The 23,217-nt window shown below is 60.4% G+C and carries 19 protein-coding genes and 1 pseudogene; 4 read left to right on the forward strand and 16 right to left on the reverse strand.

Annotated elements, in window-relative coordinates; translation table 11 throughout:
- The first annotated feature begins 3 nt into the window (after nucleotides 1-3).
- Nucleotides 4-1,335 carry a dihydroorotase gene (locus tag C2E19_RS00790; protein ID WP_129386821.1) on the forward strand — a complete coding sequence of 444 codons (1,332 nt, stop codon included), beginning with the start codon at nucleotides 4-6 and terminating at the stop codon, nucleotides 1,333-1,335.
- 116 nt (nucleotides 1,336-1,451) lie between these two features.
- Here C2E19_RS00790 and C2E19_RS00795 read toward each other — a convergent pair whose 3' ends face one another.
- The gene (locus tag C2E19_RS00795; RefSeq protein WP_129386824.1) at nucleotides 1,452-1,970 is read right to left on the reverse strand and encodes a DUF3617 domain-containing protein; all 519 of its coding nucleotides are present in this window, start codon (nucleotides 1,968-1,970) and stop codon (nucleotides 1,452-1,454) included.
- A 131-nt stretch (nucleotides 1,971-2,101) separates the two neighbouring features.
- On the opposite strand from C2E19_RS00795, the gene cls reads away from it, so the two are divergent.
- The gene (gene cls, locus C2E19_RS00800) at nucleotides 2,102-3,541 is read left to right on the forward strand and encodes a cardiolipin synthase (protein WP_129386827.1); all 1,440 of its coding nucleotides are present in this window, start codon (nucleotides 2,102-2,104) and stop codon (nucleotides 3,539-3,541) included.
- A 29-nt stretch (nucleotides 3,542-3,570) separates the two neighbouring features.
- On the opposite strand, the gene cfaB is transcribed toward cls, so the two are convergent.
- The 8 genes from cfaB to hflK (C2E19_RS00840) form a co-directional block, all read right to left on the reverse strand.
- A complete protein-coding gene (gene cfaB / locus C2E19_RS00805) occupies nucleotides 3,571-4,758 on the reverse strand; it encodes a C17 cyclopropane fatty acid synthase CfaB (RefSeq protein ID WP_129386830.1) in 1,188 nt (395 codons plus the stop codon).
- Nucleotides 4,759-4,843: 85 nt separating this feature from the next.
- A complete protein-coding gene (locus C2E19_RS00810) occupies nucleotides 4,844-5,632 on the reverse strand; it encodes a DNA-binding domain-containing protein (protein ID WP_129386833.1) in 789 nt (262 codons plus the stop codon).
- Nucleotides 5,623-6,468, reverse strand: a complete 846-nt coding sequence (locus tag C2E19_RS00815) for a DUF692 domain-containing protein (RefSeq protein ID WP_129386836.1) — start codon at nucleotides 6,466-6,468, stop codon at nucleotides 5,623-5,625. The genes C2E19_RS00810 and C2E19_RS00815 overlap by 10 nt, the downstream gene beginning before the upstream one ends.
- Before the next feature lie 64 nt (nucleotides 6,469-6,532).
- Entirely contained in the window at nucleotides 6,533-6,784 is a 252-nt protein-coding gene (locus C2E19_RS00820) for a hypothetical protein (RefSeq protein ID WP_129386839.1), read from the reverse strand.
- A gap of 111 nt (nucleotides 6,785-6,895) precedes the next feature.
- On the reverse strand, nucleotides 6,896-8,803 hold the full coding sequence (locus C2E19_RS00825) for a cation-translocating P-type ATPase (protein WP_129386842.1): 1,908 nt from the start codon (nucleotides 8,801-8,803) through the stop codon (nucleotides 6,896-6,898).
- A complete protein-coding gene (hflK, locus tag C2E19_RS00830; RefSeq protein ID WP_129386845.1) occupies nucleotides 8,800-9,849 on the reverse strand; it encodes a protease modulator HflK in 1,050 nt (349 codons plus the stop codon). The genes C2E19_RS00825 and hflK (C2E19_RS00830) overlap by 4 nt, the downstream gene beginning before the upstream one ends.
- Nucleotides 9,846-10,886 carry a protease modulator HflC gene (gene hflC / locus C2E19_RS00835; RefSeq protein ID WP_129386848.1) on the reverse strand — a complete coding sequence of 347 codons (1,041 nt, stop codon included), beginning with the start codon at nucleotides 10,884-10,886 and terminating at the stop codon, nucleotides 9,846-9,848. The genes hflK (C2E19_RS00830) and hflC overlap by 4 nt, the downstream gene beginning before the upstream one ends.
- Nucleotides 10,883-12,841: a protease modulator HflK gene (gene hflK, locus C2E19_RS00840; RefSeq protein WP_129386851.1), complete on the reverse strand. Its 1,959-nt coding sequence runs from the start codon at nucleotides 12,839-12,841 to the stop codon at nucleotides 10,883-10,885. The genes hflC and hflK (C2E19_RS00840) overlap by 4 nt, the downstream gene beginning before the upstream one ends.
- 211 nt (nucleotides 12,842-13,052) lie before the next feature.
- Here hflK (C2E19_RS00840) and C2E19_RS00845 point away from each other — a divergent pair.
- Nucleotides 13,053-13,295: pseudogene (locus C2E19_RS00845) on the forward strand (dihydrolipoyl dehydrogenase); the annotation flags it as partial.
- A gap of 29 nt (nucleotides 13,296-13,324) precedes the next feature.
- On the opposite strand, the gene C2E19_RS00850 reads toward C2E19_RS00845, so the two are convergent.
- Complete coding sequence (locus C2E19_RS00850) at nucleotides 13,325-13,798, reverse strand: Lrp/AsnC family transcriptional regulator (protein WP_129386854.1); 474 nt, start codon at nucleotides 13,796-13,798, stop codon at nucleotides 13,325-13,327.
- A 144-nt stretch (nucleotides 13,799-13,942) separates the two neighbouring features.
- Here C2E19_RS00850 and C2E19_RS00855 point away from each other — a divergent pair, with 144 nt between their 5' ends.
- The gene (locus C2E19_RS00855; RefSeq protein ID WP_129386856.1) at nucleotides 13,943-14,572 is read left to right on the forward strand and encodes a LysE family translocator; all 630 of its coding nucleotides are present in this window, start codon (nucleotides 13,943-13,945) and stop codon (nucleotides 14,570-14,572) included.
- Here C2E19_RS00855 and C2E19_RS00860 read toward each other — a convergent pair.
- From C2E19_RS00860 to C2E19_RS00885, 6 genes are all read right to left on the reverse strand, one after another.
- A complete protein-coding gene (locus C2E19_RS00860; RefSeq protein WP_129386859.1) occupies nucleotides 14,569-16,707 on the reverse strand; it encodes a hypothetical protein in 2,139 nt (712 codons plus the stop codon). The two genes, C2E19_RS00855 and C2E19_RS00860, sit on opposite strands and share 4 nt — an antisense overlap.
- Entirely contained in the window at nucleotides 16,694-17,878 is a 1,185-nt protein-coding gene (locus C2E19_RS00865; protein WP_129386862.1) for a DUF3142 domain-containing protein, read from the reverse strand. The genes C2E19_RS00860 and C2E19_RS00865 overlap by 14 nt, the downstream gene beginning before the upstream one ends.
- A 137-nt stretch (nucleotides 17,879-18,015) precedes the next feature.
- Nucleotides 18,016-18,855: a class I SAM-dependent methyltransferase gene (locus C2E19_RS00870; RefSeq protein WP_129386865.1), complete on the reverse strand. Its 840-nt coding sequence runs from the start codon at nucleotides 18,853-18,855 to the stop codon at nucleotides 18,016-18,018.
- Nucleotides 18,849-20,003, reverse strand: a complete 1,155-nt coding sequence (locus C2E19_RS00875; RefSeq protein ID WP_129386868.1) for an acyltransferase — start codon at nucleotides 20,001-20,003, stop codon at nucleotides 18,849-18,851. The genes C2E19_RS00870 and C2E19_RS00875 overlap by 7 nt, the downstream gene beginning before the upstream one ends.
- Nucleotides 20,000-21,301, reverse strand: coding sequence for a glycosyltransferase (locus C2E19_RS00880; protein WP_129386871.1), 1,302 nt, complete (start codon nucleotides 21,299-21,301; stop codon nucleotides 20,000-20,002). The genes C2E19_RS00875 and C2E19_RS00880 overlap by 4 nt, the downstream gene beginning before the upstream one ends.
- Nucleotides 21,295-22,872 carry a glycosyltransferase gene (locus C2E19_RS00885; protein ID WP_129386874.1) on the reverse strand — a complete coding sequence of 526 codons (1,578 nt, stop codon included), beginning with the start codon at nucleotides 22,870-22,872 and terminating at the stop codon, nucleotides 21,295-21,297. The genes C2E19_RS00880 and C2E19_RS00885 overlap by 7 nt, the downstream gene beginning before the upstream one ends.
- Nucleotides 22,873-23,217: the final 345 nt, after the last annotated feature.

Below are 23,217 nucleotides of genomic sequence, written 5' to 3' on the forward strand. Positions count from 1 at the left end.
ACCATGAGCAGCGTGCTGATTCGCAACGCCAGACTGGTTAACGAGGGACGCGAGTTCGACGGCGATCTGTTGATCAGCAACGGACGCATCGTCAAGATCGCCCGTAGCATCCAAGGTGAAAACGCCACGATAGAAATCGACGCCAACGGCCAATGGTTACTGCCGGGGATGATCGATGACCAGGTGCATTTCCGTGAACCTGGCGCGCCGGCCAAGGGCAGCATTCACACCGAGTCGCGTGCGGCCGTGGCCGGTGGCATCACCAGTTTCATGGACATGCCCAACACCCACCCGGCCACCCTCACCCTCGAAGCCCTGGCGGATAAAAAGCGTCGGGCGGCGCTCACCTCGGTGGCCAATTATGGCTTTCACTTTGGCGTGAGCCGGGACAATCTCGACACGGTCGCTGCACTCAATCCGTCTGAAGTGGCAGGAGTGAAAGTGTTCATGGGCGCGTCCACCGGCAACATGCTGGTCGATGATCCGCTGATCCTCGAGCGACTGTTCGCCGAGGTGCCGACGATCCTGTTGGCCCACTGCGAACACACGCCAAGTATCGACGCCAACGCGGCCAACTTGCGTGAAATGTTCGGGGAGCAAATCCCGCCCGCCGCTCACCCACTTATTCGCAATGCCGAGGCGTGTTATCGATCCTCTTCACTGGCGGTGGAACTGGCGAAACGTCACGGCACACGTCTGCATGTTTTGCACCTGACCACGGCGCGTGAACTGGCGTTGTTCGAGGACAAACTGTTAGCGCAGAAACGCATCACCGCTGAAGTATGTCTGCATCATTTGTTGTTCGATGATCGGGATTACCCAAGCCTCGGCAACCTGATCAAGTGCAATCCGGCGATCAAGACCCAGGCCGATCGCGATGCGTTACGCGAAGCAGTGAACAGCAATCGGCTAGACGTGATCGGCAGCGATCACGCGCCGCACACGTGGGAAGAAAAACAGCAGCCTTACGCGCGGGCTCCTTCGGGATTGCCATTGGTGCAGCATGCGTTGCCGGCATTGATGGAACTGGTCGCGGATGGCGTTTTGCCGATATCCACGCTGGTGGCGAAGACCAGCCATCGCGTCGCGGATCTGTTCGCGATTCCGGATCGTGGGTATTTACGAGAGGGGTATTGGGCGGATCTGGTATTGGTTAAGCCGCAGGCACTGGAAGTAAACCGGCAACCGATTCTGTCGCAGTGCGGATGGACGCCGTTTGCCGGGCGCAGCTTTCGCCATCAAGTGAGTACGACGATTGTCTCGGGGCAGATTGCCTGGCGCGAGGGCCAGGTGAATGAGGGATGCCGAGGATTGCCACTACGGTTTATGCGCTGAGCCCACAAAACCCCTGTAGGAGCTGTCGAGTGCAACGAGGCTGCGATCTTTTGATCTTGTTTTTTACAATCAAGATCAAAAGATCGCAGCGTGCCGCAGCTCCTACAGGGAATGATTCAGGCCCGGGGTTTAACGCTGCCGCAGTCTTGCCCCAACCACACCGCGCGGGTTTCCAGGCTGCCCTTCTGGTTGATCCCGATCGCATTGAATGTGCCGTTGGCCACCGTGGTGAACTCACGATCACTGAGGAACGTCGCCACCCCTGTGCCCTGCGCTTTCGGGCAACTGAAGCGGAATTTCCACTGGTTGCCGGTGCGATCGGTGATCTGCTGTTTGCAGCCCGACTGCGGGTCGGCCAGCGGAATGTCATTGGTCGCGACCTGCTCCGGGGTCAGGCAGGCACGAATGCCTTTGCCGCCGATGTTGATCCCGTTCTTCTCCAGCGCCGCGCGCTGTTGCGGCGTCATCTGCCCTTGCAGCTGGCCGAGGATCGATTGCACATCCATCGGCTGGTCATCAACCTTGACGTTGCTCGATGTCATTTCCCACAGCCCCGGCTGCAGCATCTGCGCCTGCGCAACCACCGGCAATGCCAAACCCAGGCCCAGCGCCAAACCCAGCAGACGAACGTTCATCGAAAAACTCCTGATCAGTAGTGGCCGTTAGACGTCGGCCGATTGCTTCGGTTCATGCACCAATTAAATAGCGACATTCACCACAGAACATGGTCTGTTAAGCATTGAATCTTCCGGAGCAAGGCTGCCCCATGGATTATTTTGGACCGCACATTTTCGGTTATCTGATCGCCCTGATACACACTCTCGGTTTGATCGCCGCGATTCACGCGGTGCTCACCGTGCGCACGGCTCAAGGCTCGATCGCCTGGGCATTGTCGCTGATCTTCATTCCCTACCTCACGCTTATTCCGTATCTGGTGTTCGGCCGCAGCACCTTCGATGGTTACATCAAGGCGCGGCGTCAGGCCAACGAACAGATGCGCCAGGCGATCTCCGAACTGAACTGGCGCCCATGGGTGGAAGAAGCGCTGACGGCGCGTGCGTCGAACACCTACGCGTCATTGCGGGCGATGCCCAAACTCGGTCGCATGCCGTGCCTGGCAAACAATGAAGTGCAGTTGCTAATAAACGGTACCGCCACCTTCGACTCGATCTTTGATGCTATCGATCAGGCCAAAGAGGCCGTGCTGATCCAGTTCTTCATCATCCACGATGACCGGCTCGGCCAGCGCCTGCGCGATCTGCTGCTAAAGAAAGCCGCCGAAGGCGTGGCGATTCATCTGCTTTACGATCGCATCGGTAGCCACGCCCTGCCCCACAGTTACGTACAGGCGCTGCGCGATGCTGGTGTGGAGGTCAAAGCCTTCGCCACGCGCAGCGGCTGGCTCAATCGCTTTCAGGTCAACTTCCGTAACCACCGCAAAATCGTTGTGGTCGATGGCGTGGTCGGCTTTGTCGGCGGGCACAACGTTGGCGATGAATACATGGGCGAGAAACCACCCCTGGCGCCGTGGCGCGATACCCACGTCAAAGTACGCGGCCCGGTGGTGGCGTGCATGCAGGAATCCTTTGCCGAAGACTGGTTCTGGGCCGCACGCACCCTGCCGCCGCTGATCCTGCCGGATGAATACCCCGAAGACGGCGTGCTCTGCCAACTGCTCGCCAGCGGCCCGGCCGATGCCTACGAAACCTGCTCGCTGTTCTTCGTCGAGGCGATCCATGCGGCGACCGAACGGGTGTGGATCACCAGCCCGTATTTCATCCCTGATGAAGCGGTATTCGCAGCGTTAAGACTAGCGGTGTTGCGCGGTGTCGATGTGCGTTTGCTGCTGCCTTCGCGTCCCGATCACCGCATTGTCTACGCTGCTTCCAGCCTTTATGCCTTTGAAGCCGTGCGCGCCGGCGTGCGGGTGTTCCGCTACCGGCCCGGTTTTCTGCATCAGAAAGTCGTGTTGATCGACAGCGAGATCAGCGCGATCGGTAGCGCCAATCTGGACAACCGCTCGTTCCGGCTGAATTTCGAAGTGATGTTGCTGACCGTCGACAGTGCCTTTGCCGCTACCGTGGAACAGATGCTCAACGATGACTTTGCGCTGGCCGACGAAGTCGCCAAAGAAGAAAGCCGGGAGATCCACCGCCTGCAACAAGTCGGCATGCGGATCGCCCGGCTGATTTCGCCAATCCTGTAAATCCCTCTCTCAAAGGAGAGGGAATAGGTTCAAGGGTTATAGATGTCGTCGCGCGTCCATGGCAGTTCATGACTGCCATCCGGATGCGTTTTCACGGCGAGGATCTGGTGCAGATTGATCCAGCCGCGCGCAAACGCATAAGCACAACCGGCCAGATACAGACGCCAGATACGCAGCGCTTGATCCGGGACCAGCTTGCCCGCCGCCTCAAGGTTGTCCTCAAGCCGCTCGCTCCAGTGATCGAGCGTGCGAGCGTAATGCAGGCGCAGGCTTTCGACGTCGACAACCTCCAGACCTGCTTCGCTGATCTCGGCCGAGATCATCGCCAAGTGCGGCAACTCGCCATTGGGGAACACGTACTTCTCGATAAAGTCGCCAGCACCGCGTCCCACCGGTCGGCCATCGGTGTGTTTGGCGGTGATGCCGTGGTTCATCACCAGACCGCCCTCCTTCACCGCGCCAAACAAGGTCTTGCAGTACTCGGCGAGATTGGCGTGACCAACGTGTTCGAACATGCCGACGCTGACCACCTTATCGAAACGCCCATCCTGGGGCAGATCGCGGTAGTCGAGCAGTTGCAGTTCGATCTGGTCTTCCAGGCCTTCGGCCTTGACCCGCTCGCGTGCCAGTTCCAGTTGTTCTTTGCTCAAGGTAATGCCGAACACCTTGGCGCCGAACTCCCGTGCAGCGTACCGCGCCAGACCGCCCCAGCCACAGCCGACATCCAGCAGATAGTCGCCTGGCTGCAGACGCAACTTGCGGCATAGATGGCGGAATTTGGCTTGTTGCGCCTGCTCCAGGGTTTCGCTGCCCGTTTCGAAATACGCACAGGAATACGCCATGTCGCTGTCCAGCCAGAGCTGGTAGAACGCATTGGACAAGTCGTAATGGTAGGAGATGGCTTTGGCGTCGGTTTCCTTGTCGTGCAAGGCGCGCACCGGCTGGTTGTCGTCATCGTCACCGAGCAAGGCGTTGCTCAATTCGTCGCAGACCCGGATGACCTCGCTGATCGAGCCCTCCAGTTCGAGCTTGCCTTCAACGAATGCCGCTCCCAGCGCATCAAGGCTTGGATGGGTGAACTGGGAGACCATCTGCGGGTCCTTGACCACGATGGTGACGCTGGGCGCCGGCCCCAGATTGAACTCATGGCCGTCCCAGAGCCGCAGTCGAAGCGGTAGCTGCAGATTCTGTAAGGCCGGTGGAAGTTGCGCGAGCATGGAAAATCCCCCTTGTTTCAGACCGTCAGATCTGAGGGTAGACCATCCTTGAAAAATAGCAGGCTATCGATTTGATTAGCCAAATCTATCGTTGCAGACGCTCCAGCAAGCCTTCCCCAACCCACTGTTTCAGCCAGGTAACAGCTTGAAGTGGTGCGCCCTCACCATAAATGACTGCTAGCGCAGCGCACAGTTCGGAGAAATTCCAGCCATCGTGCAACAAGCCACTCAGCGCGTCGGCTTCCGCAGGTTCGAGGCTTCGGTAGCTGCAGATCAGGTCGTTACGCCAGATCAGGCAGACCTGAGGGATTTCCAGCGTGGTACTGCCAGGGAATTCAGATTGCTCTTTCAGCGACCGCCACAGCGAAAGGCTATTGAAGCGGCACGTCAGCCACTGCAACGATGGGCTCGGTTTGACCTGTAGCTCGGGCCACTCTTCAGGGGCGAGTGTCGCCATTTTTGCAATCGTCAGCGGCTCACCGGCAGGCGCATCAAAGGCTAGGGTGAATGCCCATTCCAGCGCTGCCAATTCGGCCAAGGGGGCACTCTGCTGTGGGATCAGATGCTCGCGGATAAAACTTTCGAAGCCTCTGCCCAGCCAGCGCAGGCTGTAATGAGCTGAAGGGTTTTCGCGGATGTACGCGGTGGCGAACCGCTCGAATTCTTCATCGCCCATCCAGTGCAGGATGGTCGGAAAGTCATCATGCAGCACTTCCAGCAAACGCGCCTTGTAGGCGTTGTGATAGATCGCCAGCCCAGTGTCGATATCCAGTGTCGGGCCACCGATCAGGCTGTCACTCAACACCATATTCGCATTGGCACCGTCATCGAGCAGAAACGCTTCGAACGCCAGTTGCCATTCTTTCAGGCGCATTGTTGCCTCCTGGCCAGGACTTGGTCGCCCAGTTCACGCGCGGTGTGCAATTCATCGAGCAATTCTTCGAAGGGCGGAAAATGATCATCGCGCTCGAGCAACGTGGCCACCGGGCCGAAGTGTTCTAGGGTGCGTTGATACAGCGCCCAGACCGGATCGCTCACCGGATGGTCATGGGTGTCGATCACGTAGTCGCCATAGTCGCTGTGCCCGGCGAGGTGCAACTGGCGGACTTTATCGACAGGCAGATGCTCGATGAAGGCCCACGGATCGAAACCGTGATTGCGTGAACTGACGTAGACGTTGTTTACGTCCAGCAGCAACTCGCAGCCGCTCTCCCGGCTCAGAGCGGCAAGAAACTCCCACTCGGTGAAATCATCCGACGCGGCGCGCACATAACTGGAGACGTTCTCCAGCACCAGTGGCCGCTGTAACACGTCCTGCACTTGCGCGACTCGCCCGGCGATGTACACAAGGCTTTCGGCGGTGTACGGCAGTGGCAGCAGATCATGCAACTGATGCGCGTTGCCACGGCTCCAGCACAAGTGGTCGGAGATCCACGCTGGTTTGACCCGGTCGGCAAGTTGCTTGAGTTGTTTGAGATAATCGGGATCGAGGGCATGCGGGCCGCCGATGGACAAGGACACTCCGTGCATCACCAACGGATAGCGCTCGGCGATGGCGTCCAGGTAATACAGGGCCTTGCCGCCCTGCACCATGAAATTTTCCGAGACCACTTCAAACCAGTCGACGTGCGGCGACTGTTCGAGGATCTGCTGGTAATAGGCACTACGCAAGCCGAGGCCGTAACCAAGGAAAGGATGAACAGCAGGCATGAGCGGACTCCTGATAAAAGTGGCCGCAGTGGCGTTAACCACTGCGGCGGCACTTGCCGGTCAGTTATTCGCCGACCTTGCCACCTGCTTTGTCGCAAGCCGTCTGAGTCATCGCCTTGAAGCCCTGGCCTTTGCACGAACCCATGCCTTTGCAGGCGTGGTCTTTGGTCTTGCAGTCGTTCTGGCCTTTGCAGGCATTCACGCCGTAGCAGTGAACGTTGGCGTCGGCAGCCATCGCGTTGGTCGCGACACCGGCAAACATCGTGGCGGCGGCCAAAGCGAGAGCGGTACCAGCAGCAGCGGTCTTGATAGTCATTTTTCTTATCCTCGGTAATCGTCAGGGGGTGTCGGCTGGAAGGTTGTTCAGTCCCGACATAGCACTAGAGAGGGCGACCCTGACGGCGTTACAGAAGTGTGAAAAATAATTTCAGGTTTCTTCCTTGAGCTTCAACAGCGGCTCCTGAAAACGCAGCAAGCGTCCGGCGTTGCCGAGTACCAGCAAGGTGCTGAGGTTATGCAGCAACGCGGCAATCATCGCCCCGGCAGCGCCGAGCCAGCCGAATGCAGCGAACACCACGATCACCAGCGTCCAGCCCAGACCGATGATCACGTTGACCTGCAAGGTTCGCCGGCATTGGCGACTCAGCCGCACACAGGTGCCGAGTCGGCGCAGGTCACTGCCGATCAGCACGATGTCGGCCGAGGCCAGTGCGATGTCGGCACCGCCAGCGCCCATCGCCACGCCGACCACACCGGCCTTGAGTGCCAGCGAATCGTTGATGCCATCGCCGACCACCATTGGCCGGAAACCATTGTCGATTTCCTTGAGCACGCGATTGAGTTTGTCCTCGGGCAAGGCTTGCGCTTCAACCTCGTGCAAGCCGACATCTCGCGCCAGGGCCTGGGCGACACTCTGTCGATCACCGGTCAGCAACAGTTGCCGTCCGAGTCCCAGTTCACGCAACTCATTGAGGGCAAAGCGGGCTTCCGGTTTGACGCTGTCGGCGAGCAACAGCCAGGCGAGGAATTCACCGTTCAGCGCCAGGCCGGCAATCGGACCGTCGTGCTCAGGCACGGCTGTCGTGGCGATGCCCAGGCGGCCGAACAACTCCGGTCGGCCCAATGCCGCTTCGCCCTGCTCGGTCATGGCGACCACACCCAGGCCTTGGCGCTCATGAATATCCTTGAGTGACCAACACGCCTCTTGGCTGACCAAGCCCGCCAGAGCCCGGCTGACCGGGTGACTGCTCGCCGCGCCGAGACTGGCCGCCAACGCCATGACCGTCGATGAATCGGCGCACGGACTGTTGATCGACTGCAAACGCAAAGTGCCGTACGTCAGGGTGCCGGTCTTATCGACCACCAGCGAGGTGAGGTCGGCCAGCTCTTCGAGGAATGCCGAACTGCGGATAAGAATGCCGTGCCGTGCCGCCACCGCCACACCGGCAATCGCCGTCGCCGGGGCGGACAGCACCAATGCGCACGGACAGGCCGCGACCAACACGGCAAGCATCGCTTGCGCATCATTGGTGATAAACCACGTCACTGCCGCGAGCAGCAACACCAACACCATGTAACTGCCGGCATAACGCTCGAGCAAACGGGTAATTGGCGGCTTCGATCGCTCGGCGTTTTGCATCAGGGCAATGACTTTGCCCAGTGTCGATTCATCGCCGGTGCGGGTCACTTCGATGCGCAGCAGACCATCGAGGTTGATCGCACCACCGAATACAGTCATGCCAACGCCCGCTTCCACCGGCACCGATTCTCCGGTAATCGAGGCCGTATCGAGGCTGCCCTGTCCGGACAGTACCCGACCGTCCGCCGGCACCCGATCTCCGGCTCGCACCTCAACCGTGTCGCCGGATTTCAGCGTGCCGTTATCCACTTCGATGATCGAACCATCCGCCTGAACCTTACGCGCGTGGCTGCGGGTCAGTTGGCCGAGGGCATGAATCGCTTCCTGCGAACCAATCACGCTGCGCTCTTCCAGTACATGGCCAAAGATCATGATGATCGGCAGCAACGCCGCAGTCAGCAGATCGCCGGTCGCCCACGCCCCAAGCATTGCCAAGGCGATCAACTGATCAGTAATCCCGTGCAGACTCGGGTAACGCAGGCTGTACCACGCCGAACGCATTACCGGGACAGCCACCAATAAAGAGGCAAAACCCAGCAGTAACTGACTGACGCCGGATTGTTCCGGCATCATCCAGCGCCAAATCAAGCCGAGGCTCAGCAGACCCAGTGCGAGCATGGCCAAGGTCAATTGACGCGCCGCGCGGCGTTGTTCGGCCGAGGACAACAGGCTCGGTGCAGCAGTGGTCGCGCTCATTTACTGGCTCCCTGAATGATCAGGCGGGAATCGTCGTTCGGGTCGACCGTGGTCACCGATCCGGCCTGACCGAGAATCTTCGGCATGCGCTCGCGGTACAGACGCAGGAGCATCTGCGGGTCGGTGGCGCTGGCCAGACTCGATACGGTGGCGGTGTCGGCAGAAGCTTTCGCCAGGCGTTCGCCGGCCTGTGCATGGGCGACCTGCAACGTTCGGTCAGCTTGTTCGTTGGCGGTTTGAGTGAGTTTCTCGGCGTCAGTGCGTGCGTTGGCCACGGCTTTGTCGGCTTGCTGACTGGCGGTCAAAACCGCGTTGAAAGCACTGACCGCTGGGTCCGGCAAACTCGATTGCACATCGACTCGCGCTACCTCAATGCCGATACCCTGGCCGCTCGCCTTCAAGTTTGCCAAGCGTTGGTTGATGCCTTGCACCAGATCACCACGGAGTTTTTCACGACGCTCGGCAGCCTGATTATCGGCCCCGATCAGTTCCGGTCGGGCGACCAGAATGGTGTCCAGATCCCGCGCAGCTGTCAGTGCCACAGCACTGCGTGTCACCAGACGATCGAGTGCCGGCAAGACATGTTCGCCTTGCAGGACAAAGTCATACGGGTCGGTGACTTTGTAAAACACGCGGACATCCAGTTGCACCACACCGGCGTCACCGGTCAATAAGTAACCCGAGCCGGCCAATGCATCGCTCAAAGGTGTTGCGAACGAGGCCGCCCGATCAGCCTTGAGCGCCTCATCCGTGCGCAGCAGGTTTTCCACACGGCGCTCGATGACCCGATCCGCCGCTGGCAACAAAACCACTTTCTCGAATGGCTGTGGCCACGCCAACAACAGACCGGCATTCTGAATGCGATCCAGCGCACCAAAGTGCAAAACCACCGCTCGATTCTGCGGATCGATCTGCCGCACATTGGAGAACGCCCAAGCCAACGCGGCCAGTACCGTCACCGCGTATAAGGCAAAAAACGCCAAACGTCCCGCTTGAATCCATGGGCTATTGAGCGAATGTGTTCCACGTGGAACTTCTTCACTCATGGCTGCGATCCGCTTTTGCTGTCGAACGTTGGCGGACCATCGACCAGCACGCGAAACGGTGCGGCATCCGTACGCAGAATCAGTTTGGTGTCGGGCGTGACGATGGTGCCGAGGGTATCCAGCGAGCGCAGCAAGTTGTAGAGCTGTGGCGAACTGGCGTAAGCACGGCCATAGATCTGCGCCGCTTCGACGCGAGATTGCGCTTCGATTTCGGCGGCTTTCACCGTGGCATCGGCCTGCACAATTCGCGCATCGCGTTCGGCGGCAGAACGGATCTGCGCCGCTTCACGCTTGCCGATCGCCGTACGTTCCGTGGCAATTGTTTCACGCTCGGCACGCATCCGATCGACCGTCGCGGTCAGCGTCACCGACGGCAAGGTCAAACGTTCGATACCAATCTGCACCACGCGCACGCCGTAAGTGGCGAGCAACTGCTGATCAATCTGCTGACGCAATTGCGCTTCGAAATCGCCAATGCGCACCTGACTGGCGTCAGTATTGACCAGACTCGCCAGATCAAAACTGCTCGCGGTGGTTTCCAGCGCCGAGCCGACGAAGGTGCGAATCTGTCGTGCCGCTTCGTCAGGCTGATTCTGCACCGCGCGCATGAAGCGCTGCACATTGTCCGGATCTCCCTGCACCTGCCAAGCCACATACGCCTGCACAATGATGCGCAAACCGTCACGCGTGCCGACGTCCTGCAAGCCACTGGAAGTGGTGCGCAGACGCAGATCGACCGGGATCGCAGCCTCGAACGGCGCCGGCCAGCGCCAGCTCAAACCCGGATCGAGCAACACTCGCGACGGGTTACCAAAACGGGTGATGACCGTGGCCTCGCCGGAGCGCACTTGCACCAGGCTCGCCGCAGCAATGGCAAATACCACCAGCAACGCCGCCCAGCCCATGCGTCGCCACGGGAACGGCCCCGCCTCTTCCGGCGCGCCGTGGTGATGATGACCATGATGATGGTGATGCCCGCCGTGACCATGATCGTGGCCGCTGTGATCATGCGGTTCGTGAGTATGCGACTGGCTCAATGGCTAACTCCTGGTTGAGCGGTGGTGCGCGCGGGCGTCGGGTCAGCCGGCAGCGTGAACGTACGCAGGTCGATGGTCGGCGCGTTGCTGCCGCCGAGGCGGTGGTCGAGTACCAGCAATTTGGCTTTACTCAGACCTTGGCTGAGCTGACCGAGGTATTGCTCCAGCACAAATGCCTGACCGGCACTGGCATAGGCTTTTTGTTCGGCAGCGAATTTCAGGTCCGCAGCCTGCGCTGCCGCGTTGATTTCACGCGCATTGGCGCTGGCCTGATCGCGCGCAAGGCTGGCCTGCAGTTGCGCCTGATTACTCGCTTCAGCGGCCGCGCCGCGCTCCCGCGAGATCAACGCCTGCGCGCCAATCTGCGCCGCTTGCACACTGTGGTAGGCATTGGCGGCACCGGCCGGTGGATGAATGGCCTCGACCACCGTGGCAAGAATTTCCACTCCACTGTCGAGTTTTTGCAGATCATCCTGCACTGCGCGACCGATTTCATCGGCCAGCCCTGCCCTGTCCGCTCCGAGCAAACCGTCCAGTGTGCGCGAGGCAAAATCGTGCACCAGAATCCGGCTGGCGGTGCTGCGAATCAGCGTCGGCACATCGGCGCTGTTGTAGGTCGCGGCCAGCGCTGCCTGATCGCTCAGACCAATGCGATAGACGAACCGCACGTCCATGTTGACGATCTGAAAGCTCTGCTGCTCGCCCCGACTGCTGGCGATGACCTGGGATTTATCATTGACGTGGCTAGCGTCCCACAACCGATTGGCCGTCATCGGCGCCGGCCCCTCAGCGGGATCGGCTTGCAGCGGCGTCGGGTTTTCGCCGACGCTGGTTGCCAGCTCATGCACCACACCGTTTTCGACGTTCAGCACCCGCCCAAGAGGCCACGGCAAACCGCTATGTAAGCCGGGACCGAAGACCTCCACGGGTTTGCCGAAACGCTCGTAGATGCCACGGCCTTGCAGCGGAATTTCATGAATACCGGTGAGCAACCAGCCAACCACCGCGACCAGCGCCAGCACCGGTAGAAAGGCACGACGCATGTAACTGAAAGCCCAGATCTGCCGCAGATCGATGCCGAAACGGTTGTGCAATTCGTGCTGCAACGCGAGTAGCGGCTGCGGCGGCCAACGCAACATGTCGGCAAAAAAACTGCGCGCCAGCAGCGGCGGTTCGAGCTGTTCGCGACGCGGGCTGAAAACCGAAAGAACGGCACGCAATAGCAGCTCGATCGCGACCAATCCCGGCAAAATACCCATCAGCACAGCAACGCGAACCGGCCACACGGAGTTTTCGCCGGCAAACAACAAACACACCGCACCCAACACCAGACTGATGATCGCCACACGCGTCAATTGTGCCAATGAACCTGCTTCTGGCCATTGCGCAGGATTTTCCTGGGCCAGTTGCCGCTCCAGCACCAACAGACCGAACGCCAACAGCAACGCCAGAGTCGCGCCCACCGTAGCGGACAGTCCGACAGCGGCGGCCGGCAATGCCAGATTCCACGCCTGCTCGATGCCAAGTAGCACCAGCAACGCCCACCCGCCCAACCATAACGTCGCTGCGCCAATCTGCCCGAGCAGATGCAAGCCACGCTGACTAAGGCGATCGAGCAGGCGCTCATACCAGCCATCGGCTGCGGGAGGCCCGTCAACCACCAACGGGGTTAACGCCTGAGGATTCATTACCCCTGCGCGCCAGCGCGTCACCCACCAAGCCGATTGCAGGCCTGCGACCAACACCAGCAATGCCGCGCTCTGATTGACCAAAAGCGGCAACCACAGTGATTGCGGTGCGAATAACCCGACAAAAAACGCCAGCACCCAGCCCGCACCCGCCAATGCACCCAAGCCGATCGCCCAACGCCGCAATCGTCTGCCCTGCGTGGCCGCCTGCTGAAAGCGCGGCAGTCCGGTCACTTGCGTGCCATCAACCTCCAGATCGACTTGCATATCACCCCAACATCATTGGCTCGCTGTTCATATCGTTACGATATAACGAAAAGCGTGAAATATTCGTACACAATTGCGCTTATTCAATGGCGCCCAACCTGTCGCTTGCCTGAAGCCTTGACCGAAATGTCCGCAAATGCACATTTTGCGTTCGAAATTTTAGAACAAGGTCGACTGGATCAAGGGCTGGGGCCACATCGATGGCCCGGGAAAGGTTAACCACGAGACCGAAGGCTTTGCCAAAGTCCTCGCCGACGAGCGCACGGACGAAGTACTCGGCGTGCACCTGGTGGGCCCGAGCGGGAGCGAAATGATTGGCGAGTTCTGTGTGGCGATGGCGTTCAGTGCTTCGGCCGAGGACATTGCGCTGACCTGTCATCCGCATCCGACACGGTCGGAGGCATTGCGGCAGGCGGCGATGAATGTCGAGGGGATGAAATGCGTACCCCTGTAGGAGCTGCCGAAGGCTGCGATCTTTGCTCTTCAGGCAGGCAGATGCCCAAGCGGCAATGCCCCCGGCGTCTTCACCGTATGAATCGCAAAGTTGCTGCGAATATCACTCACGCCTGGCAGTTTCAGCAGACAACCGCTGAGAAAGCGGTCATACGCGCGCAGATCGGGCACCACCACTTGCAGCAGAAAGTCCGATTCACCCGACACCAGAAACGCTGAAATCACCTCCGGCAACGCCGTCACCGCCCGGTAGAACGCTTCCGCCTGCTCGTCGTTATGGCGCTCGACCTTGACCCCGACAAACACCGTCAGCCCCAGCCCCACTTCATCGCGATCCAGGTTGGCCTGATAGCCACGGATCACCCCCGCGTCTTCCAGCATGCGCACGCGGCGCAAACATGGCGATGCCGACAAACCGATCTCATCCGCCAGTTCGACATTGCTCAGGCGTCCGTTACGTTGCAGCGCGGCGAGAATCTTCCGGTCAAAGGCGTCGAGTTTCATGCTTGGCAGATCCTGATGGTTGAAACACAAAAAGAAAGCAGGTTATGCCAATAACTAGCTTTTTTGAAGCCAACTACGCAAGCACCTGCCCCACCCTTGCGCCCTAGACTTGGACCACCGAATCGACAACGAAAGGGCGGTAACATGGCAAGTCTCTGGCTGTTTTTCCTGGCGCTGGCAGTGGTTTATCTATTGCCCGGACCGGACATGATCCTGCTACTGCAAACCGGCGCACGTCAGGGTCGCGGAGCCGCGTTGGCCACCGCGATCGGTCTGGGGATTGCCCGGGGTTGCCATGTCGCGTTGGCGGCGCTGGGGCTGGCGGCGCTGTTCAAGGCGGCACCGTGGACATTCGAAGTGGTACGGCTGGCAGGCGCCGCGTATCTGCTGTGGATCGGCATTCAGTGCCTGCGCAGCACGCTGCTGCCGAACCTCAACGCCAGCGACATTGCCGACAGCCATGGACAGTGGCGCGAAGCGATTCGTCGCGGCTTGCTGACCAACCTGCTCAATCCCAAGGCACTGCTGTTCTGCTCGGTGCTGCTACCGCAATTCATCGTCAATGATGGCGCGCCAGTGCTGAGCCAGTTCGCCCTGTTAGGTGGCTTGCTGGTCGGCGTCGGGCTGCTGTTCGACAGCGCCTACGCGCTGACCGGTGCCGCGCTGGGCCGTTGGCTGCATCACAGTCCAACGGCCCAGCGCGTTCAACAATGGCTGTTCGGCAGCCTGTTGATCGGCTTTGCGCTACGCCTGACTTTCGTTCAGCAGGCCTAGCCTTTACGGTTCTTGCGTTGACGACGAGTGATCAACAGCAATGCCGCCGCCGTCACCAGCACAATCGCGCCAATCTGTACCGGCCATTTGTACGGCCGCAGCGTCGTGCGCACAGCGTCCGTGACCTGGGTGACGTAACGCTTGTCGGCGTTTTCGAAATCCGGGTACGGACATTGATTGCCGAAGTCCACCGCCCACGGCACGAACGCGCCTTCCTTGACGTAACGCTGATACAGCGTGCTCTGCTCTTCCAGGCTACTGTTCCAGCCGGCGGCGTTGCACAGCACAGCGGCAAATGCCTGGCTGGTATGCGGCAGGCTGTCGGCGGCGCGATTGGCCAGGGCCGTGGCCACAAAACGGTAGTGATAACGCTGATCCGGCTGCGCCTCACTGGCCTTCTGACGCTGCACTTCGGCTTCGGAAACCAGCGGGCCGACCTTGAGCTGCGTAGTTTCCAGCGAGTAGTTGCCGCCAAACGTGGCGTAGTCCGGCGCCATCTCGTAGCCGAGAATGTCCATGCCCCACTCGCGCGCCGTCCACGCCGCGTTATACAACGCACTGGCACGTTTGGTCGGCCACCACGCGGAATCGGCTTTCAGCCTTTGCTCGCCGTAGAGTCGCGCCTTGTTCTGCAAATCGGGATTGTCGAAATAAGCGACCGCTTCGGCGTAATGCCCCTCACGCAGCAGGCGACGACCGAGCAGGTTGCGCAGGCTGGCGGCGACCGGCAAGGGAACGTAGTTGTCGCGCTCCTGCTGGGTCAACGCCGGCGGTGCCGGGACATTTTCATCGACGTACTGCTTGAGCTCGGCAAGCGTCAACACACGCTCAGCGACGGTCGCTGCATCGAACCAATAAGTGCTGTTGCTGCGATACAACTGCACGAACGCTTGCAGGTATTCGCCGCGCTGCAACGCCAGGATCGCACTTTCACCCTCGACCCGGCATTTCGGCTGAAGGCTTTCATAGGCCCAGTCCGGCGTGCGCCGATAACCCCAGTCTTCTTTCTGCGGGAAGGCTTGCGCGGCTTTCGAATAGGCTGCGGCGGCGGCATTTTTATCGCCGTCGCGCACCGCCAGTTTCGCTCGCAACCACCACGCGAGCCCGCCATCACCGGCGTTTTCAAGGAAGGCCTTGGCGCCAGCATAATCGCCTTGTTGATAACTCATGGCTGCCAGGCGATCAGCGTTTTCGAGGCTGCCGCGCGTGCTGTTTTGCAGTAGCTTCACCAGTTTTTTCTCGTTTGGCGGCTCATCGCCAAACGACCAGCCCTGGCGACTGACCAGCGAGGCCGTGACCAGTTGTTGCACCGATTTATGCTGCAGCAACTCCGCCAGTTCGGCTTCGGGCAACTCCGCCAATTCGTTCATCAATTGCTTGAGCGAGGTGTAACCCACCGCCGAGCCGTGCAGGTTTTGCGCTTCGTACAGTTCGATGGCGCCGCTCCAGTCGCCGGCCGTGCGCACCGCCCGCGCCTCTTCGCCGAGACTGGCAACCCCCAGCTCCAGCGGATCGCTGAAACCGTCGATGCTCAACTGCCGGGTTTGGCGGAAAGCCTCACGCGATCGCTCCAGCGCCGCGACCGTATCCGCGCCTTCGCTGCTCATGGCAAACCAGCTACGCCCCAGCGAATACGCCGCCCAAGTGCTGCGCAATGGACGCTGATCCGCCGGCAGCGCCAGCAGCTTGTTGAAATATTCGACCGCGAGTTGCTGCTCGCCAGTGGCAAACGCCACCGCACCGGCCACGTACAAACGGATTTCCGCCGGCAGGTTCGCGCCCTGCACGTCGACCTGACGTGCATCGGTCAGCCCGCGCAGTTGCTTGACCAGCGCTTGCTGTTCGACGCTCAAACCGGCCTGTTCGGCCTTTTCCCGAGCCTCGACGGCGGCGTTTTCCTCGCCGTACAGGTCGTCCGGATTGTGCGTCGCAGCGGTGACACTGTTCAGCCCGGCGATGGCTTTGCCGAGACGACTGAGTTCAAAGTGGAAGCTGCCCTCAGGCAGATCTGCCAGGGTTTGCCCGCGATTGTCGAGCAGGCGCATCGGGAAGTCCGGGCCGCAGGCCAACGCCGAACCGAGCGGCAAGCAGAGGCTCAGGCAGAGCAGATGGCGGGGCCAGTTACGGGTCAACATGCGAACCTCCTTGATCAATATGTGCGCAGCGCGCCCAACCGATGGCGCGTTGTCCGCCTGCCGGCAAGCGGCCGTCGCGCAGGCGGGTGAAGGTAAGCAGATCCGCGCTTTGTTGCAACGCATAACCGGCGAGCGCGTCGGCGCCTTCACAGCGTTGCGCCTTCAAGGTGATTTGCGCGGGCCAGGCACTGTCGAGGTTGCCGGGGTTGTCGAGTTTGATGTCGTAGAGACCTTGGTGTTCGCTGAACGTCACGCCGAGCTGACCATTCAACGCATCGCCCCGAGCCACAGCGCCCAACGTGGTCAGGCTCCAGGCGCGGCGGTCGTTGGCCAGCGGCAAGCGAAACCAGATCAACCCAGCGAGATGTGCCGGTGGGTCGTCGCGCAAGGTTTTGCCGAGTTGGCTAAGTTGTAGCGGATCAGCCAGCAACTCCCGACGCTCGCCGCCTCGTTCAAGCTGCACTTCGCTTTCCACCACCGGCGCCCCGCCGTCATCCGCCAACAACGCCACGCCATAGGCTGGCAGCGCGAGATAGAACGGCTTGTCGGTAACGCGCGCCCAGTCTTTCGCCCACTTCAACGCCTGCTCAGGATCAAACAATCCTCGGCGTGGATCGCTGACGGCGTGGACTTGCAACACGCTGCTGTCGACGGTTTGCAGGAGTGTCGGCAATTGTGGGCTGCTGAGCCAGGCCGGTAGCGCGGTAATGCTCAGCGGCAGACTCGTCGGCAATGCCGAACGCAGATGCTTGAGGAACTCGGCATAGTCCGGCAGACGCGCGTTACCTGCATCGTGGTCGATCTCGACGCCACTCAGCGTCAGGCCTTGCGCCTGCCAATCTGTGAGCAGCTGAAGAATCTGCGCGGTGGCTTGATCCTGATCCAGCGACTTCAGCTGACCGTCGAGACGAATCACCGCAACCAGTGGGCGGCCATCGGCTTGCAACAACCGTGAATCGATCCGCGCCCGGCTCCACCCTGCATTCGGGAAGGCTTGCAGCGCAAGCACGCGCAATGTCGAGAAGTCATCATGGCTGTCGCGCAACGCCGCCTCATGGGCCGGCGTCCATTGGCGTTGCCAGATATAGAGTTGTTGGTCGAGGGCAGGCGGGTCGCGCTGCTCGCAACCCAAAAGCAAGACGCCCAGGAACAGACCCACAATAAACCGCATACCTTCCCAATCCCTGACACCACGAGACCGCAAGGTTACACAAAAACCCTGTAGGAGCTGTCGAGTGAAACGAGGCTGCGATCTTTTGATCCGGTTTTTTACAATCCAGATCAAAAGATCGCAGCGTGCCGCAGCGCCTACAGGGATGCCGTGGGTTTACGGGCGATAATCACTTGGCTTTTGGCGACAACGGCATCCAGCGCCTGCTTGATCTGCGCGCCACGCGGGGAGTCCAGTACCGTTTTCCAGGTATCGGCCCAGTGATTGAGCAACGGGTGGTCGGGGTTGCTGAAGTCGACCTTGGCTTCCCAGAACAGCAACATCCACATCGACCAGTAAAAACCGTACTGGCTGTGGCTGATGACCTCCAGCCCCGCTTCGCTGACCATCGCCTTGAACTGCTCTTCGCTGATGATGCGAATGTGGTTGGGCTTCTGGAAGTACTCCGCCGCAGCGATGTCTTTCTGCAGGTCTTCGGAGCTTGGATGCGGCACGCTCAGCAAGTACAGCGCCCCCGGTTTACCGACGCGCACCAGTTCGGCGAGAAACTGCGCCGGATCGTCGACGTGTTCGATGACTTCGGTAGAGACCACACGAGTCGCCGTGGCATCGGCAATCGGCAGCGGATTGCAGTCGGTGACATGGCACTCGATGTCCCGCGCCGGGGTATCGCTGAGGCGCTGACGGGTGGCTTCGACCTTGGCGCCATCGATGTCGGCAATGATGATCTTCGCCCCGCGCATGCCGCAGAAATGCACGTTGCCACCGTCACCGCAGCCGACGTCGAGCAGCGTGTCGTCGGCACTCACCGGAAAACCTTTGAACAGCTCGCCGGTTTCCTGATTGAACCAGCCACTGAGCATCGCATCGTGCAGGCCAAGCATGTACGGGTCGGTTTTCTCGGCGGTCGCCGCAACAGGCTGCGCAGGGGCGGGTGCCGGCGTGCCCGCCGTGAGTTTCTTCAAAAGGCTCAGCATGAGGTGGCTCCAGAGGATGGGACGGCGGTTGACGATGTACCGAGGCGCTTGACCAGCGCGGTACCGCGATTGCGCATAGGCATTTCGATGAAGCGGTAATTGAGTTCACTGAGCAGCACGATCAGCCCGAACGCCAGCAACAGCGTGACGATCGGATGTCCGGCCGGGCTTGGCAGGCCGGCGCTTTGCAGCCGGAAGATCAACTCACGCACCAGTTGATAGGCCGGAATGTGGATCAGATAAATACCGTAGGAACGACTGCCCACCCAGGCCAGCAAACGCTGAACGCCACCGGCCGGCATCAGGTAATTGCGATTGTACGAAGCGATCCACACCAACAGCGCGCTGAGTACAGCGATCGAACCGATGCGGTAGTTGGCAAAAGTGAAACGGTCGGTGGCCATGAAGCTCAACAGCGCTGCGATCACGAGCAACGCCGATACCCCGGCCCACGGTCGACGCAAGAACGTCGGCTGCCAGCGCTGATAACCAGGTTGCGCGCTCCACATCGCCAGCAACACGCCGAGTGCCAGCGCATCGGTTCGCACCACCATCAGCAGCGGCGTGCGCAAAGTGAATAGCTGCACTGCGACCAGCGCCAGCAAAGCCCAGACCAGATGCTTGCGGCACAGCACGATCAGCAGCGGGAACAGCAGGTAAAACTGCTCCTCCAGCGACAGACTCCAATAGACGAAACTGCTGCCGTATTCGTAATGAAAGAAGCTGTCGGCAAAGCGGAAGTTGGCGTACTGGAAGACGCCCGCCAACGTCGCTTGCAGGTTGGCGGACAGCGTGCCGAACGCTCCTGAGCGATTCAGGAACAGGCACGCCAGCAACATCAGCGCCAGCCATAACCATGCCGACGGCAACAGCCGAAAGGCCCGGCGCAGCCAGAAATTGCGCGTCTGCTGCCAGTAATCCTGGCGAGTCGTGCAGCCTTGCAGCGCCGGGATCAGGCTGCGGGCGATGACAAATCCGGAGATGGCGAAGAACAGATCGACGCCCCACCACGGTTGCGCCCAGCCATGGATTTTTTCCAGCAGCGGCACCGGATCGGTGAACAGACTGCCTTGCAGGTGATGAAACAGCACACCCAGAACGGCAATCGCACGCAGGACTTCAATGTCCATGATCCGTTTGCTGTTCATGCTTGAGGGGTTTCCACGGTGGCGGTGTGGCGCTCGAACAACTGCGCGAAGAACGCCTGCAAGCGCTGCTCGGCCACGGCCTGACTGCAGAAACCCTGCAGGCTGCTGACGGCGTGCGCCGCCATCTGTGCGTAACGCGCCGGATGATTTTTGGCCACGTCGTAACTGGCCTCATAGGCCTGGCACAACGATGCCCAATTGGTCGCATAGCGCAGCGTGCGGAACGCCTTGCGCGGATCGTGCGGCCACGCCGTTAGTTCGTCAGTCGATTCGATCAGGAATGCGTTATCGGCGCTCAGGTAATCGATCATTGCCGTGGTGTGCGGAGCCACGGCAGGCTTGCCGCAGGACATGAACTCCATCAGCGGCAGGCATTGGCCTTCGCCGTAGGAGGTGTTGACCACGTAACGCGTGGCCTGCACCAGTTGCTCGTAATCGGCATCGGCGAGATAGCCGTAGATCAGCACGATGCGGCAACGATAGGACTGGTTTTTGTACAGGTGATGGAGGATATCGCCGAGCGCTTCTTCGGCATCGTGGTGCGTGAGCTTGAGCACCAGCGTGGCGTCGTCGACCTCGCGAAAACTCACGCAGAAGGCACTGAGCATGTCTTCCCAGTTCTTGCGCCCATCGCCGGGGTTGAACACCGAGGTGTACACCACGCCGTCGAGCAGCAGTTCCTGCTCGGTCACTGGCGCGGCAAAATCAATGCCCTTGCCACTGCGCAGATGCTTGGGGCCGAACGCATTGAGATCGAGTGTTCGACTGTCGGCAACCAGGCCTTTGATTTTCAGGCGAAACGACTCGGGCGAAGCTTGCCCCTGCGATTGCGCGCCGCGCGCGGCGAAGCGGTCCCAGACCGGAGCAGGCACCGCGACGATTGGGTAATCGGCGTCCATCGCCTCACGCACGGCGTTGACCGTGTAGCTGGAATGGGTGATCGCTGCGCCGCACGCGTGCAGCACGCTGCGCCAGTCATTGCGCGGTTCACCGGCAAACGCTTCGTTGGGGATGGTGCTGAATTCCCAGGCAAACACCGGCAGCGTTGGGCAGGCCAGATGCACCGGCGTGCGATGCGGTGGCGAGAACGACAGAAAGACACACGGCTCGCCGCGGCTCAGGCATTCCAGGTACAGCGCATCGACTTCACGCTGCGGATCAGCCACTTCCACCACGCGCCCGAGACGTTCGAGCACCGGCCGATACTCCTTGAGCACGAAGTAATAGCTGTACTCCGAACGCCCGAGATTCTGCGCGATGGTGTGCTGGTTGGTTTCCGAATGAATGATGATCAGCATGAGGCGTTATCCGTCACTGGCGCGGCATCCGTGGTCTGCGGCACCAGGCCGAAAAAGTCCGCCATGCGCTTTTGCACCGGGGCAAAACCACAGTAGTCGTGCATGCGCTGGATGGCAGCAGCCGACATGCGCTGATATTCCGGGGTTGGCGCCTTGGCCGTGCGGTAGCTGTGTTCGTAGGCGTTTTTCAGCGAGCCCCAATCCGGACGGTAACGCAGGGTGCGATAGATGATGCGGGTATCTTGCGGCCAGATGGTCAGCTCTTCGCTGGACTTGACCACGAATGCCACTGAATCATCGATGTAGTCTTCCATCGCCGTGTGATCCGGCGCGATTACTGGTTTGCCGCTGGACATGAACTCCATCAGCGGCAGGCACAGGCCTTCGCAGCGGGAGGCATTGACGTAGAAACTCGCGGCGGCATAGAGCCTGGCGTACTGCGCGTCGTCGAGGTAACCGTGCATCACCACCACCCGGCAGGCGAACGGCGTGAGCTGCGCGAGCAAGGTCATCAACTCGCTGTAGTAGGACACCAGATCGTTCTGGGTAATTTTCAGTACCAGCGTCGCGTCGCACGTTTCACGAAACGCCCAGCAGAAAGCCGTGATCAGTTGATGCCAGTTCTTGCGGCCATCCTTGGGATTGAACACGGTGACGTAGACCACGCCGTCAACGCGGGTTTCGACCACCGAGGTGATGTCCGGCAGATCCAGCGGAGGCGGCTCGATCAGCGGCAGCGGTTGAGGGCCACAGATTGCCGGCAGGCGTTGTTCGAGCCAGCCGTGCAGGTTGTCCGCGAACAGATCGCGAAGACCTTCCCAATACCAGTTGTGCAGAAATTTGACCCGCGGCACCGGCTCGGCTTGCTGACGCCCGAGATCCAGTGCCCACAGCCGCAAGTAATGCCGGGCAATGATCAGGCGCCGCTTGAAGGTCAGCGGTGGCGGGCGGGCGGCTTCGAGTTCGGCGGCCAGTGCGGCCTCTTCTTCAGCGCTCAGCGGCGCCGGGATCAGCGCATCGGCTGACAGGCCCAGCGTGCGCGTATCGAAAATGCAGCCCTTGATCGCCAGCGTGGCGCCTGGATTGACCGGCATGGGCACATGCTGCTGACGAATTGTCGCGAAGTTTTCCCACAGCGGCGTCGGCAGCACCAACACCGGAAAGTCTTCGCCCATGGCTCGGCGAATGGCGCGCGCGGTGTGGCTCGACAGGGTGATCACCCGGCCCTGCCGCGCGAGCATCTGCGTCCAGTCCTGGCGCGGATCGTTGTCCCACTGCTCATCAGGGATCGAATCGAACTCCCACGCCACCACGCAAATCGTCGGGCATTGCAGATCGACCGGGGTTTTCTGCGGCGGGGTGAACGACAGGAAGACACTGTCTTCGCCAGCGGCGAGCAGTTGTCGGTAAAGCGCGTCGACCTCGGCGGTGGACGACACCACATGCACTCGCCCAAGGCTTTCCAGCACCGGGCGATAGGCCTTGAGCACGAAGTAATAGCTGTATTCGGGACGCCCCAGGCTTTGGCTGATGGAGCTGTCGTTGACGTCCGAGTAAAGAATGAAATTCATGGCATCCCACGATGAAACTGCCGTCCTGGCACCTTCATGCTATGACGTCTCAGCTTCGGATCGAGTCGGTCGTACCGTTCTCGCCCTGAGTCATTGAGCACGTCTTCGTTCTTGTTTTAGTGGTCGGTTTCACCCTGTGTCGCGGTCCCGCAATCAACGTCCGGGTTTTCGCGACGAGGGGCATTCTAAACACATCCGCTGAGGATTCGTGAACCGCCGGGCGAGAATAAATCGGGCTACGCTGACGAGAACTGACCAGTCACGGTTGGACCTGTTGAAATTGCTGCGCAATTGGCACAGATTGGCAACCAAACAACTACAACAACGACTTCGCCTGTCGTCCTA

Source organism: Pseudomonas sp. DTU12.3 (assembly GCF_004124275.1).
Taxonomy (GTDB): Bacteria; Pseudomonadota; Gammaproteobacteria; order Pseudomonadales; family Pseudomonadaceae; genus Aquipseudomonas; species Aquipseudomonas helmanticensis.

Bases quoted from the DNA above. Each gene is read 5' to 3' on its own strand.
- cls (WP_129386827.1), top strand. From the start codon at position 2,102: ATGGATTATTTTGGACCGCACATTTTCGGTTATCTGATCGCCCTGATA.
- C2E19_RS00865 (WP_129386862.1), bottom strand. From the start codon at position 17,878: ATGCGGTTTATTGTGGGTCTGTTCCTGGGCGTCTTGCTTTTGGGTTGC.
- cfaB (WP_129386830.1), bottom strand. From the start codon at position 4,758: ATGCTCGCGCAACTTCCACCGGCCTTACAGAATCTGCAGCTACCGCTT.
- C2E19_RS00850 (WP_129386854.1), bottom strand. From the start codon at position 13,798: ATGAAACTCGACGCCTTTGACCGGAAGATTCTCGCCGCGCTGCAACGT.
- C2E19_RS00790 (WP_129386821.1), top strand. From the start codon at position 4: ATGAGCAGCGTGCTGATTCGCAACGCCAGACTGGTTAACGAGGGACGC.
- C2E19_RS00880 (WP_129386871.1), bottom strand. From the start codon at position 21,301: ATGCTGATCATCATTCATTCGGAAACCAACCAGCACACCATCGCGCAG.
- C2E19_RS00825 (WP_129386842.1), bottom strand. From the start codon at position 8,803: ATGAGCGCGACCACTGCTGCACCGAGCCTGTTGTCCTCGGCCGAACAA.
- C2E19_RS00885 (WP_129386874.1), bottom strand. From the start codon at position 22,872: ATGAATTTCATTCTTTACTCGGACGTCAACGACAGCTCCATCAGCCAA.
- C2E19_RS00810 (WP_129386833.1), bottom strand. From the start codon at position 5,632: ATGCGCCTGAAAGAATGGCAACTGGCGTTCGAAGCGTTTCTGCTCGAT.
- C2E19_RS00870 (WP_129386865.1), bottom strand. From the start codon at position 18,855: ATGCTGAGCCTTTTGAAGAAACTCACGGCGGGCACGCCGGCACCCGCC.
- C2E19_RS00815 (WP_129386836.1), bottom strand. From the start codon at position 6,468: ATGCCTGCTGTTCATCCTTTCCTTGGTTACGGCCTCGGCTTGCGTAGT.
- C2E19_RS00875 (WP_129386868.1), bottom strand. From the start codon at position 20,003: ATGAACAGCAAACGGATCATGGACATTGAAGTCCTGCGTGCGATTGCC.
- C2E19_RS00855 (WP_129386856.1), top strand. From the start codon at position 13,943: ATGGCAAGTCTCTGGCTGTTTTTCCTGGCGCTGGCAGTGGTTTATCTA.
- C2E19_RS00795 (WP_129386824.1), bottom strand. From the start codon at position 1,970: ATGAACGTTCGTCTGCTGGGTTTGGCGCTGGGCCTGGGTTTGGCATTG.
- C2E19_RS00860 (WP_129386859.1), bottom strand. From the start codon at position 16,707: ATGTTGACCCGTAACTGGCCCCGCCATCTGCTCTGCCTGAGCCTCTGC.
- C2E19_RS00820 (WP_129386839.1), bottom strand. From the start codon at position 6,784: ATGACTATCAAGACCGCTGCTGCTGGTACCGCTCTCGCTTTGGCCGCC.
- hflK (WP_129386845.1), bottom strand. From the start codon at position 9,849: ATGAGTGAAGAAGTTCCACGTGGAACACATTCGCTCAATAGCCCATGG.
- hflK (WP_129386851.1), bottom strand. From the start codon at position 12,841: ATGCAAGTCGATCTGGAGGTTGATGGCACGCAAGTGACCGGACTGCCG.